Source organism: Roseivivax lentus, assembly GCF_900156805.1.
Classification (GTDB): Bacteria; Pseudomonadota; Alphaproteobacteria; order Rhodobacterales; family Rhodobacteraceae; genus Roseivivax; species Roseivivax lentus.
Genome location: NZ_FTOQ01000001.1, coordinates 593,558 through 605,847, shown reverse-complemented (window position 1 = coordinate 605,847; position 12,290 = coordinate 593,558). Strand labels below are relative to the sequence as shown.

The window sequence follows — 12,290 nt, the reverse complement described above, 5'->3', positions numbered from 1 at the left end:
AGCCCGCCGCGCGTCGCCCGGCCCGCCTGTGGCGTCGATGCGCCGCCGGTCCGCTCAAGCCGATCTCTGCGCGTTGGCCACCGGCAGGACAACGAAAAATCCCCGTCGGTCTCCCGGCGGGGGTGTCTCTCACGTTCAGCGCCTCGGCGCGGATCAGAGGTTCGGCTGCTTCTCGCTGAGGCCGATCTCGCCGCCCACCGCGACCATGTCCGCCAGAAGCTTGGCGGCATCGTCGACTGGGCCCGGCTCGTTCTTGAAGGCTTCCTTGGCGCGGCCATAGGCCTCCTGCGCTTCGGCGACGAGCTCCTCGTAGGTCTGCTGGTCGACATCTTCGCGCGGCAAGGCGCGCTCGGCCAGAACCGACACGCCGTCGCCCAGCTCGGCGAAGCCGCCGGTCACCACGAATTCCCGCATGCCCGAGCCGGTATCGACCCGGAGGATGCCCGGACGCAGCGTGGTGATCATCGGCGCGTGGTTCGGCATGGCGGTCATGTCGCCATCCGCCCCGGGGATCTGCACCGACACGACCTCGTCCTGCATCAGGCGCCGCTCGGGGCTGACGAGGTCGAATTGCATCATATCTGCCATGTCTCTTTCCTTTCATGCCGCGGCGGTCGGTCTCTCCGCCGCGCGCATCCTGTGACATGTCCGGGGCGGGCAGGGCCCACCCCGATACGGGGCCTTATGCGGCGTCGGAGGCCATCTTCTCGGCCTTGGCCTTCACCTCTTCGATGCCGCCGACCATGTAGAAGGCACCTTCGGGCAGGTGATCGTACTCACCGGCCACAACCGCCTTGAAGGACGCGATCGTGTCCTCGAGCGGCACCTGAACGCCGTCCGAACCGGTGAAGACCTTCGCCACGTCGAAGGGCTGCGACAGGAAGCGCTGAATCTTCCGGGCGCGCGACACGGTCAGCTTGTCGTCTTCCGACAGTTCGTCCATGCCGAGGATCGCGATGATGTCCTGCAGCGACTTGTAGCGCTGGAGGATGCCCTGCACGTCGCGGGCGACGTTGTAATGCTCCTCGCCCACGATGGACGGGTCCATCAGGCGCGACGTGGAGTCGAGCGGGTCCACCGCCGGGTAGATGCCGAGCTCGGAGATCGCGCGCGACAGAACGGTCGTGGCGTCGAGGTGCGCGAAGGTCGTCGCGGGCGCGGGGTCGGTGAGGTCGTCCGCGGGGACGTAGACGGCCTGGATCGAGGTGATCGAACCGGCCTTCGTCGAGGTGATGCGCTCCTGCATCTGGCCCATGTCGGTGGCCAGAGTCGGCTGGTAGCCCACGGCGGAAGGGATACGGCCCAGAAGTGCGGACACCTCGGAACCTGCCTGCGTGAAGCGGAAGATGTTGTCTACGAAGAACAGAACGTCGGTGCCGGACTGGTCGCGGAACTGCTCGGCCAGCGTCAGGCCGGTCAGCGCGACGCGGGCACGGGCCCCCGGAGGCTCGTTCATCTGGCCGTAGACCAGGGCCACCTGGCTCTCCGACAGGTTGTCGGGCTTGATCACGTTCGATTCCACCATCTCGTGGTAGAGGTCGTTGCCCTCGCGGGTCCGCTCACCGACGCCCGCGAACACGGAGAAGCCCGAGTGCACCTTGGCGATGTTGTTGATGAGCTCCATGATCAGAACGGTCTTGCCGACGCCGGCACCGCCGAAGAGGCCGATCTTGCCGCCCTTCGAGTAGGGCGCCAGCAGGTCGACGACCTTGATGCCGGTGACGAGGATTTCCGATTCCGTCGACTGCTCCGCGAAGACCGGCGCGTCGGCGTGGATCGGGCGGTACTCGTCCGCCTCGACCGGGCCGCCTTCGTCGACAGGCTCGCCGACGACGTTCAGGATGCGCCCGAGCGTGGCGTTGCCCACGGGCACCGAGATCGGGCCGTCGGTGTCGGTGACTTCCTGACCGCGCACGAGGCCTTCGGTGGCGTCCATTGCGATGGTGCGGACGGTGTTCTCGCCCAGGTGCTGCGCGACCTCGAGGACCAGCTTCTTGCCGTTGTTGTCCGTGGTCAGCGCGTTGAGGATCGCGGGCAGATGGTCATCGAACTGCACGTCGACGACGGCGCCGATGACCTGAGTCACTTTGCCTTTCGCGTTTGCCATGTCTCTTCTCCGGTACTTAGAGCGCCTCGGCGCCCGAGATGATTTCGATCAGTTCGTTCGTGATGACGGCCTGACGCGTGCGGTTGTATTCGATCGTGAGGTCTTCGATCATTTCGCCCGCGTTGCGCGTGGCGTTGTCCATCGCGGACATCCGTGCGCCCTGTTCGGACGCCGCGTTCTCCAGCAGCGCCGCGAAGATCTGCGTCGCCACACCGCGCGGCAGGAGATCGGCGAGGATTTCCTCTTCCGACGGCTCGTAATCGTAGAGCGTGCCGCCCGACGCCTCGTCGTCGCCCGCCTCGGTGTCGTACTTGGCCGGGATGATCTGCTGCGCGGTCGGATGCTGCGACACGACGTTCTCGAAGCGCGAGAAGAAGATCGTCGCGACGTCGAACTCGCCCTCGTCGAAGCGCCCGAGCACGTCCTTGGCGATGTTCTGCGCGTCCGGGTAGGAGATGCGCTTCACATCGGACAGATCGACGTGACCGACGAAATGATCCGCGTAGTCGCGCTTCATCTGGTCGCGGCCCTTCTTGCCGACGGTCAGGATCTTCACCTGCTTGCCCTCGTCGATCAGCTTGCGCGCATGGCTGCGGGCGAGCTTGGCGATGTTGGTGTTGAAACCACCGCACAGACCGCGCTCCGCCGTCATGACGACGAGCAGGTGAACCTGCTCGCTGCCGGTGCCGCGCAGAAGCCTGGGCGCGCTGTCGCTGTCGCCCGCCGCCGATGCCAGCGCCCCCATCACGGCATTGAACCGCTCGGTATAGGGGCGCGCCATCTCGGCGGCATCCTGGGCGCGGCGGAGCTTGGCCGCCGCGACCATCTGCATGGCCTTGGTGATCTTCCGGGTCGATTTGACCGAGGAGATCCGGTTCTTCAGGTCCTTGAGATTAGCCACGAGGCTTTCTCCTTACGCGAAGTCTGCGGCGAATTCGTCCAGCGCAGCTTTGATCTTGTCGGCGCTATCGCCCTTGATCTTCGGATCTTCGTTGGTCAGCCAATCGAGCAGATCCTTGTGCTTGCTGCGCAGGTGGCTCAGCAGCTCGCGCTCGTAGCGGCCCACATCGCCAACCTTGATCTTGTCGAGGTAGCCGTTGGTGCCCGCGAAGATGACGCAGACGATTTCCGCGTTGGTCAGCGGCGAATATTGCGGCTGCTTCATCAGCTCGGTCAGACGCTCACCGCGGTTCAGCTGGCGCTGGGTCGCGGCGTCGAGGTCGGAGCCGAACTGCGCGAAGGCCGCCATTTCGCGGTACTGCGCAAGCTCCAGCTTCACCGGGCCCGCGACCGACTTCATCGCGTTGGTCTGCGCCGAGGAGCCCACGCGGCTCACCGACAGACCGGTGTTCACCGCCGGACGGATGCCCTGGTAGAACAATTCGGTCTCGAGGAAGATCTGGCCGTCAGTGATCGAGATCACGTTGGTCGGAATGAAGGCCGACACGTCGCCGCCCTGGGTTTCGATGATCGGCAGCGCCGTCAGCGAGCCCGAGCCGTTCTCGGCGTTCAGCTTCGCGGACCGCTCCAGCAGGCGCGAGTGGAGGTAGAAAACGTCGCCCGGATAGGCTTCGCGGCCCGGCGGACGGCGCAGCAGCAGGGACATCTGGCGGTAGGCCACGGCTTGCTTGGAAAGGTCGTCATAGACCATCAGCGCGTGACGGCCGTTGTCGCGGAAGAACTCGCCCATCGCGGTCGCTGTGTAGGGGGCGAGGTACTGCATCGGCGCGGGGTCCGACGCGGTCGCGGCGACGACGATCGAATACTCGATGGCGCCGGTCTCTTCGAGCTTCTTGACGAGCTGCGCCACGGTCGAACGCTTCTGGCCGATGGCGACGTAGACGCAGTAGAGCTTCTTGCTCTCGTCGTCGCCTGCGGCCTCGTTGTAGACCTTCTGGTTCAGCATCGCGTCGAGCGCGACGGCGGTCTTGCCGGTTTGGCGGTCGCCGATGATGAGCTCGCGCTGGCCGCGGCCGATCGGGATCATGGCGTCGACGGCCTTGAGGCCGGTGGCCATGGGCTCGTGCACCGACTGGCGGGGCATGATGCCGGGGGCCTTCACGTCCGCGAGGCGGCGCTCGGAGGTCTCGATCGGGCCCTTGCCGTCGAGCGGGTTGCCAAGGCCGTCCACGACCCGGCCGAGAAGCGCGTCACCCACCGGCACGTCCACGATGGAGTTCGTGCGCTTGACGGTGTCGCCTTCCTTGATGTCCCGGTCGGAACCGAAGATCACGACGCCGACATTGTCGGATTCAAGGTTCAGCGCCATGCCCCGGATGCCACCCGGGAATTCGACCATCTCGCCGGCCTGGACCTTGTCGAGGCCGTAGACACGGGCGATGCCGTCGCCGACGGAAAGAACACGACCGACCTCGTCGACCTCGGCTTCTTGGCCGAAGTTCTTGATCTGGTCCTTCAGGATCGCAGAAATCTCGGCTGCTTGGATACCCATTTATCCGACCTCTTTCATTGCATTCTGGAGGGAGTTGAGCTTCGCGCGGATCGACGTGTCGATCATCTTGGAGCCCACTTTGACAACAAGACCGCCGATGAGGCTTTCATCGACGGTCGTCTTGATCTTCACATCGCGGCCGACCTGCTTCTTCAGGGTCTCGGCCAGCTTCTCGGACTGCGCGCTCGACAGCTCGATCGCCGAGGTCACCTCGGCGGTGACGATGCCCTTCTCGTCCGCGATCATGTCGCGCAACTGCGCGATCATCGCGGGCAGCACAAACAGGCGGCGCTTGTCCGCCATCAGCGACAGGGTGTTCTTCATCACATCCGTGAGGCCCATCTTGTCCGCGATGGCACGGATCGCCCGGCCTTGCGTGTCGCGGCTGTAGACGGGCGATTGGATCAGGTCGCGCAGATCCTCGCTTCCGGCCAGCGCATCGGCGAGATCGTCGATATTGGCCTCAAGCGCGTCGAGCGCACCGTTTTCCTTCGCCAGGGCGAAGACGGCGGCTGCGTAGCGTTCTGCGATGCCGGAGGAAATCGAAGCTGGTTCAGACACGTGCATCCTTCCGCTATCAAGCCTCCGATGGCCCTGCCTGAAAGGCGGGCCCGGAGGCGGTCTCATCTCCCCGACCGAACGGCCTGGGCGCTAAAATCAGCGCGGAGATAGCAGAGCATCCCCAGCCCCGCAACATGCTAGGGCACAATTCGCCCCCGGCGCCCCTTTTGCGATCTGCCCTTGTTTTTCAGCGACTTACCGGTTTTTCGCCGCGATGTGCGACCTATGGCCCATCTCGGAAGTCTCTGAAAGCGCCACTTTTTTAGGTAAATCGTCGCGATTCCCGGCGCTCCGGGGCGGCATCGCGGCTCAGACCGGCTTGGCCACGGGTTTCGGCGCGAAGGCGCCCAGCGGCGATTTCAGCTTTTCTCCGACCCCGCGCGGGCGCGGCGGGTGCCGCTTGACCGCACGCACCGCCATCACGCCGCCGGCCATGACGGCGGGGATGGCGCGGCCCATCCGCTCCCAGAAGGGGCCGGTCTTCATCCAGAAGCGCCGGGTCGAGGGCGGCTGGTATAGCAGCGACACATGCCCCTCCGGCACGAAATCGTGGTAGCTCAGCATCTGTTCGAGCTGGCCTCGCGAATAGGGCCGCCCGTAGCCGAAGGGCGTGCGGTCCGAGCGGGCCCAGAGCCCGGTGCGGTTGGGCACGATGAACAGCGCCTCGCCCCCGGGGCCGAGCGCGCGGTAGCATTCATCGAGCAGCGCCGTGGCATCCTCCGAGGTCTCGAGCCCGTGCAGCACCACGAGCCGGTCCACATGCCCCGTCTCGATCGGCCAGCGCGTCTCTTCGGCCAGGACCGACACGTTGGGCAGCCCCGCGGGCCAGTGCATCACCCCCTGCTGCGCGGGCATCAGCGCGATCACCCTGCGGCTGTCCGAAAGAAAGGGCCGCAAGAGCGGCGCGGCAAAGCCGAACCCCGCCACCGTGTGGCCGTGGGTGTCGGGCCAGGTGGCCCGCACCTCGTTGCGGATGATGTTCTGCGCCGCACGGCCAAGCGCGCTTCGATAATAGAAATTCCGCAGGTCGCGCACATCGAGATGCATTGTCGGGGCCCCGTCCTCGGCCTAGCCTTGTGAGGACCCTGACAAGAAAGACCGGAAAACGCCATGCCTCTCGACCTCGTCACCGTGCCCTGCCTGTCCGACAATTACGCCTTCGTGCTGCACGACGCGGAAACCGGCGCCACGGCGGTGATCGACGTGCCCGAAGCAGCACCCATCGCCGCCGCTCTCGACGAACGCGGCTGGACCCTGTCGGAGGTCTGGCTGACGCATCACCATGCCGACCACATCCAGGGGCTCGACGCGCTGCTCGAGGGCCGGACGGCGCGCGTGCTGGGCGCGAAGGCCGATGCGCACCGCCTGCCGCCGCTCGATCTGGAACTCGCCGATGGCGACACGTTCGACTTCGCGGGCCGCGAGGTGCACGTGATGGACGTGTCGGGCCACACGGTCGGCCATATCGCGCTCTACCTGCCCGAAGACCGTATCGCCTTCACCGCCGACAGCCTCATGGCGCTCGGCTGCGGCAGGGTCTTCGAGGGCACCATGGCGCAGATGTGGGAGAGCCTGTCGAAACTGGCGAAATTGCCGCCCGAGACGACGATCTGCTCGGGCCACGAATACACCGAGGCGAACGGTCGCTTCGCGATCACTATTGAACCCGGCAATGCGGCGCTTAAATCACGTATAGAAGCGATCGCGGAGGCGCGGGCCAAGGGCGAACCCACGGTACCCTCGCGATTGTCCCTTGAACTTGCCACAAACCCGTTTCTGCGTGCGAACGATGCCCCGGTTCGCGAGAATCTCGGCATGGTCGACGCACCCGCCGCCGAGGTCTTCGCCGAGATAAGACGCCGAAAAGACACGTTTTGAACGCCACCGATCACGGCACTGAACCGAACGGGAACGATTTGTGAGAAGGTTTGAGAGAGAAAAAGCTTGAAGGCAGGGGTCAATCGACCAAACTTTAACTTCAAGAGGCCATGCTGGGGCGGCCCGTCCCGGCGCAAACAAGAGGAGCACCGCCAGTGCCTTCATTCTCGAATTCCCTTGAGCAGGCCATCCACGCCGCGCTGGCACTTGCCAATTCGCGCAGCCACGAATTCGCCACGCTGGAGCATCTGCTGCTGGCGCTGGTCGACGAACCGGACGCGGCGCGGGTCATGAAGGCCTGCGACGTGGACACCGAGGAATTGCGCACCACGCTGGTGGAGTTCATCGACGACGACCTGTCGAACCTCGTCACGGACATCGAAGGCTCCGAAGCGGTGCCGACGGCCGCCTTCCAGCGGGTGATCCAGCGCGCGGCGATCCATGTGCAAAGCTCCGGCCGCACGGAAGTGACCGGCGCCAACGTGCTCGTGGCGATCTTCGCCGAGCGCGAAAGCAACGCCGCCTACTTCCTGCAGGAACAGGACATGACCCGCTACGACGCGGTCAACTTCATCGCCCATGGCGTCGCCAAGAACCCGGCCTTCGGCGAAAGCCGCCCGGTGACCGGCGCCTCCGACGACGAAGAGGCGCAGGCCGCCGACGCGCAGCCGGTGGATGACGGCAAGGAATCCGCCCTCGCCAAGTATTGCGTCGATCTCAACGCCAAGTCCCGCAAGGGCGACGTCGATCCGCTGATCGGCCGCGACAGCGAGGTCGAACGCTGCATCCAGGTGCTCTGCCGCCGGCGCAAGAACAACCCGCTCCTGGTGGGCGATCCCGGCGTCGGCAAGACCGCCATCGCCGAGGGCCTCGCGCGCAAGATCGTCGCGGGCGAGACGCCGGAGGTTCTGGCCAACACCACGATCTACTCGCTCGACATGGGCGCGCTGCTCGCGGGCACCCGCTATCGCGGCGATTTCGAGGAGCGGCTGAAGGCCGTCGTCAACGAGCTGGAAGAGCATCCCGATGCCGTCCTGTTCATCGACGAGATCCACACCGTGATCGGTGCGGGCGCCACCTCGGGCGGCGCGATGGATGCCTCGAACCTGCTGAAGCCCGCGCTTCAGGGCGGCAAGCTGCGCACCATGGGCTCGACCACCTACAAGGAGTTCCGCCAACATTTCGAGAAAGACCGCGCCCTGTCGCGCCGGTTCCAGAAGATCGACGTGAACGAACCGACGGTCGAGGACAGCGTGAAGATCCTCAAGGGCCTTAAGCCCTATTTCGAAGAGCATCACTCGGTCAAATACACCGCCGACGCGATCAAGACCGCCGTCGAGCTGGCCGCGCGCTACATCAATGACCGGAAGCTGCCAGACAAGGCCATCGACGTGATCGACGAAGCCGGGGCCGCGCAGCATCTCGTCGCGGAAAGCAAGCGCCGCAAGTCCATCGGCACGAAAGAGATCGAGGCCGTGGTCGCCAAGATAGCGCGCATCCCGCCGAAGAACGTCTCCAAGGACGATGCCGCGGTGCTGAAGGATCTGGAGGCGACGCTGAAGCGCGTGGTCTTCGGCCAGGACCAGGCGATCGAGGCGCTCAGCTCGGCGATCAAGCTCAGCCGCGCGGGTCTGCGCGAGCCCGAGAAGCCCATCGGCAACTACCTCTTCGCGGGCCCCACGGGCGTCGGCAAGACGGAAGTGGCCAAGCAGCTCGCCGACAGCCTCGGCGTGGAATTGCTGCGCTTCGACATGTCCGAATACATGGAGAAGCACGCGGTGAGCCGTCTCATCGGCGCGCCTCCGGGCTATGTGGGCTTCGACCAGGGCGGCCAGCTGACCGACGGCGTCGACCAGCACCCGCATTGCGTGCTGCTGCTGGACGAGATCGAGAAGGCGCATCCGGATGTCTACAACATCCTGCTGCAGGTGATGGATCACGGCACGCTGACGGATCACAACGGCCGCACGGTGGATTTCCGCAACGTGATCCTGATCATGACCTCGAATGCCGGCGCGTCCGAACAGGCCAAGGCCGCCATCGGCTTCGGCCGCGACCGCCGCGAGGGCGAGGACACCGCCGCGATCGAACGGACCTTCACGCCGGAATTCCGCAACCGTCTGGACGCGGTGATCTCGTTCCAGCCGCTGCCGAAATCGGTGATCCTGCAGGTCGTGGAGAAGTTCGTCCTCCAGCTCGAAGCGCAGCTGATGGACCGCAACGTCACCATCGAGCTGACGAAGCCCGCCGCCGAATGGCTGGCCGAGAAGGGTTACGACGACAAGATGGGCGCGCGCCCGCTGGGCCGCGTGATCCAGGAAAGCATCAAGAAGCCGCTGGCGGAAGAGCTTCTCTTCGGCAAGCTCGCCAAGGGCGGCGTGGTCAAGGTCGCCATCAAGGACGGCGAGTTGGACCTGCAGCTGTCCGGGCCGGAAAAGCGGCGCCTGTCGTCCAAGAAGCCGCCGCTTCTGACCGCCGATTGACGATGCGCCGGGCGCTTCTCGCGCTCTTCGCACTGACCTCCGCCGCGCCCACCGCGGCGGAGGTTTCCTTTTCCGGTGCACCGTTCCTGCATTGGCCGGTCGCGTGCACCCTCGGCGAAACCTGCGTGATCGAGGATTACGTCGACGCCGATCCCGGCCCCGGCCAGTCCGATTATGCCTGCGGGATCAAGTCGCGCGACGGCCATCGCGGCACCGACATCGCCCTTCCCTCCGAGGCCGCGATGCAGGCGGGCGTGGCGGTCCTCGCCGCCGCCCCCGGCACCGTCGCGGCGATCCGCGACGGCGTTCCGGACCGCCGTCTCGACGACCCCTCCGACGTCGCCGGACAGGAATGCGGCAACGCGGTCCGCATCAGCCACGAAACCGGGCACGAGACGCTCTATTGCCACCTCGCAAACCGCACGCTGCTCGTCCGCCCGGGCGACCAGGTCGAGGCCGGAACCCCGATCGGGCGGATCGGAATGTCGGGCCAGACCAACTTCCCGCATCTGCATTTCAGCGTGCTGAAGGAGGGCGACGTGATCGACCCCTTCGCGCCCACGCCCGCCACGACCTGCGAAACGGACCGCCCCGGCCTCTGGATCGACCCGCCCGCCTACCAGCGCGCGGGCCTCTTCACCGCCGGCTTCTCCCGCGGCGTGCCGGATTTCGCCGACGTGCAATCGGGAGCGGCCCGGGTCGCGGTGCTGGCTCTCGACGACCCGCTCGTCGCCTATGCGAACAGCTTTCACGCCGAGGCTGGCGACGTGCTGCGCTTCGCGGTCACCGGGCCGGACGGTCCGGTCTTCGCCCACAGCGTGCTGCTCCAAGCGCCGCAGGCCCAGACCTTCCGCGCCTATGGCAAACGCGCGCCCGCGGCGGGCTGGCCCGAAGGCGTCTATACCGCCACGATCCGGCTGGAACGCGGGGAGCGATTGATCGCCGTGCGCCACGCCTACGTCACCCTGCGCTGACGCCCGCAAGGGCGGAAAAGCTGCCGCCCCGGGCCGTCCCTCTACCGCTCGGTCAGCTTCAGCTCGATCCGTCGGTTCTGGGCCCGCGCCTCGGGGCTGTTGCCCGCGGCGATGGGCTGGAATTCCCCGAACCCGTTGGCCGCCAGCCGCTCCGGCGGGATGCCCTCGCTGGCGATGAGGAAACGCACCACCGACAGAGCCCGCGCCTGGCTCAGCTCCCAATTGTCGGCAAAGGCCGCGCTGCCCACCACCGGCACGTTGTCGGTATGCCCGTCCACCCGGATCACCCAATCGATCTCGGGCGGGATGTCGTCGGCGATATCGCGCAGAAGCCCCGCGACATTGGCGATGCTGCGCCGCCCCGCCGCGGACAATTCCGCCTCGCCCGGTGCGAAAAGCACCTCTGAGGAGAACACGAACCGGTCGCCCTCGATCCGCACCCCCTCGCGGTCGGCCAGAAGCGCGCGCAGCTGGCCGAAGAATTCCGACCGGAACCGTTCGAGGTTGCGGTTCTCCTCCTCGAGGCGCGCCGCGCGTTCCGCCTCGAGCCGCAGCGCCTCGGCCTCGGCGGCCTGCGCCCGGCGCGACTGCGCCGCCGCCCGCGCCAGCGCCGCGTTCAGCCGCGATCCGAGGTTGTCGATCTGCACCTGCGCCGCCTCGTCGCTGGCCTCCGCCGCATCCAGCGTCTCCTGCAGCGACAGAAGCTGCTGGCGCAGCGCGGTCAGCTGCTGGTTCAGCACCTCGCTTTCGCGCTCCGCGGAGGCGGTCTGCGCCTCCTGCGCGGCCAGCGTTTCGCGCGCCTGGGCGAGCAGCACCGCCTGCGCCTCGGCCTCCGTCATCGCTTCCTCGACCCGGGCCGCGGACGCCTCCTGCGCAGCAAGCGCCGCCGCCAGCCGGGCGCGCAGATCGGCATTGGTCTCCGACACGCTCTCCCGTCCCTCGAGCGCCGCCGCAAGCCGCGTGTTGAGCTCCTCCTCCGCGGCCCGCGCGGCGGCCAGCAGCGTCAGCGTCTCCTCGGCCTCGCGCCGCCGCTGCTCGAGTTGCAGGGTCATCGCGGTCAGCTCCGCATCGGCGCCCGCCAGCCGCTCGCGCAGCGCCCGCGCCGCCTCGGCCTCGGCCAGCCGCGCCGCCTCTTCCTCGCTCAGGGCGGCGCTCAGCGCGTCGACCTCGCCCGACAGGGCGGTCACGCGACCCTCCACATCGGCATTCTGCGCCCTGAGATCGGCCACCACCGCCTCCAGCGCTTCGCGCCGGGCCGCGGCAAGGCGCGCCGCCTCGGCCTCCGCGTCGATCTCGTCGCGGGCCTGCGCCAGGGCCAGGTTCAGCGCCTCCTGCTCCGACAGAAGCTCGGTGCGCGCGCGCTCCAGCTCGTCGCGCGTGGCGGTCAGATCGGCGATGCGCGCCCGGGCGTCCTCCCGATCCGAAAGCAGCGCCGCGACCCGGTCCTCGAAATCGGTGATCCGGCCCTCCGCCTCGGCGAGCGCGGCGTCCTGCCGATCCCGCTCCGCCGTGAGCGCCGCGATGAAACTCTGCTGTTCCAGAAGCCGCGTGTCGCGATCCTCGATCGTCGCCTCCAGCGCGCCCACGCGATTGCTGAGCGCCGTGTTCTGCCGCTCGGCCATGCCCAGCTCTTCGCTCAGCGCCGCGATCTGCGAGGTCAGCGAGGACAGCTGCGTCTCCTGCCCGGTGATCGTCTCGCGCAGCACCGCCTGGATCACGAGGAAGATCGTCAGCACGAACATCAGGACCAGCAGCAGACCCGTCATCGCATCGACGAAGCCCGGCCAGATCGCGGCCTGAAAACGCTGGCCCGTGCGGCGCGACAGCGCCATGGA

The 12,290-nt window shown here is 66.9% G+C and carries 10 protein-coding genes; 3 read left to right on the top strand and 7 right to left on the bottom strand.

Annotation, left to right across the window (positions count from 1 at the left end; all coding sequences use genetic code 11):
* Positions 1–153: 153 nt before the first annotated feature.
* The 6 genes from BW990_RS02835 to BW990_RS02810 form a co-directional block, all read right to left on the bottom strand.
* Positions 154–588: a F0F1 ATP synthase subunit epsilon gene (locus tag BW990_RS02835; protein WP_076444764.1), complete on the bottom strand. Its 435-nt coding sequence runs from the start codon at positions 586–588 to the stop codon at positions 154–156.
* Between the two features lie 94 nt (positions 589–682).
* Positions 683–2,107 (bottom strand): F0F1 ATP synthase subunit beta, encoded by a 1,425-nt coding sequence (gene atpD / locus BW990_RS02830; RefSeq protein WP_076444762.1) that lies wholly within the window; start codon positions 2,105–2,107, stop codon positions 683–685.
* Between the two features lie 16 nt (positions 2,108–2,123).
* On the bottom strand, positions 2,124–3,008 hold the full coding sequence (locus BW990_RS02825) for a F0F1 ATP synthase subunit gamma (RefSeq protein ID WP_076444759.1): 885 nt from the start codon (positions 3,006–3,008) through the stop codon (positions 2,124–2,126).
* Positions 3,009–3,020: 12 nt separating this feature from the next.
* Positions 3,021–4,559, bottom strand: coding sequence for a F0F1 ATP synthase subunit alpha (gene atpA, locus BW990_RS02820; protein ID WP_076444757.1), 1,539 nt, complete (start codon positions 4,557–4,559; stop codon positions 3,021–3,023).
* Positions 4,560–5,126, bottom strand: a complete 567-nt coding sequence (locus BW990_RS02815) for a F0F1 ATP synthase subunit delta (RefSeq protein ID WP_200798005.1) — start codon at positions 5,124–5,126, stop codon at positions 4,560–4,562.
* Between the two features lie 303 nt (positions 5,127–5,429).
* Positions 5,430–6,167, bottom strand: coding sequence for a methyltransferase domain-containing protein (locus BW990_RS02810; protein WP_076444753.1), 738 nt, complete (start codon positions 6,165–6,167; stop codon positions 5,430–5,432).
* A gap of 63 nt (positions 6,168–6,230) precedes the next feature.
* Between BW990_RS02810 and gloB the strand changes: the two genes are divergently transcribed.
* The 3 genes from gloB to BW990_RS02795 all read left to right on the top strand — a co-directional run bounded on the left by gloB (position 6,231) and on the right by BW990_RS02795 (position 10,455).
* The gene (gene gloB, locus BW990_RS02805) at positions 6,231–6,998 is read left to right on the top strand and encodes a hydroxyacylglutathione hydrolase (RefSeq protein ID WP_076444751.1); all 768 of its coding nucleotides are present in this window, start codon (positions 6,231–6,233) and stop codon (positions 6,996–6,998) included.
* Between the two features lie 155 nt (positions 6,999–7,153).
* Positions 7,154–9,481 carry an ATP-dependent Clp protease ATP-binding subunit ClpA gene (clpA, locus tag BW990_RS02800; RefSeq protein WP_076444749.1) on the top strand — a complete coding sequence of 776 codons (2,328 nt, stop codon included), beginning with the start codon at positions 7,154–7,156 and terminating at the stop codon, positions 9,479–9,481.
* 2 nt (positions 9,482–9,483) lie between these two features.
* Positions 9,484–10,455 (top strand): M23 family metallopeptidase, encoded by a 972-nt coding sequence (locus BW990_RS02795; RefSeq protein ID WP_076444747.1) that lies wholly within the window; start codon positions 9,484–9,486, stop codon positions 10,453–10,455.
* Positions 10,456–10,496: 41 nt separating this feature from the next.
* Here the strand turns inward: BW990_RS02795 and BW990_RS02790 are convergent, their stop codons facing one another.
* Positions 10,497–12,287, bottom strand: a complete 1,791-nt coding sequence (locus BW990_RS02790) for a peptidoglycan -binding protein (RefSeq protein WP_076444745.1) — start codon at positions 12,285–12,287, stop codon at positions 10,497–10,499.
* Positions 12,288–12,290 lie beyond the last annotated feature (3 nt).

Bases quoted from the DNA above. Each gene is read 5' to 3' on its own strand.
- BW990_RS02835 (WP_076444764.1), bottom strand. From the start codon at position 588: ATGGCAGATATGATGCAATTCGACCTCGTCAGCCCCGAGCGGCGCCTG.
- atpD (WP_076444762.1), bottom strand. From the start codon at position 2,107: ATGGCAAACGCGAAAGGCAAAGTGACTCAGGTCATCGGCGCCGTCGTC.
- atpA (WP_076444757.1), bottom strand. From the start codon at position 4,559: ATGGGTATCCAAGCAGCCGAGATTTCTGCGATCCTGAAGGACCAGATC.
- BW990_RS02815 (WP_200798005.1), bottom strand. From the start codon at position 5,126: ATGCACGTGTCTGAACCAGCTTCGATTTCCTCCGGCATCGCAGAACGC.
- BW990_RS02810 (WP_076444753.1), bottom strand. From the start codon at position 6,167: ATGCATCTCGATGTGCGCGACCTGCGGAATTTCTATTATCGAAGCGCG.
- gloB (WP_076444751.1), top strand. From the start codon at position 6,231: ATGCCTCTCGACCTCGTCACCGTGCCCTGCCTGTCCGACAATTACGCC.
- BW990_RS02795 (WP_076444747.1), top strand. From the start codon at position 9,484: ATGCGCCGGGCGCTTCTCGCGCTCTTCGCACTGACCTCCGCCGCGCCC.
- BW990_RS02790 (WP_076444745.1), bottom strand. From the start codon at position 12,287: ATGGCGCTGTCGCGCCGCACGGGCCAGCGTTTTCAGGCCGCGATCTGG.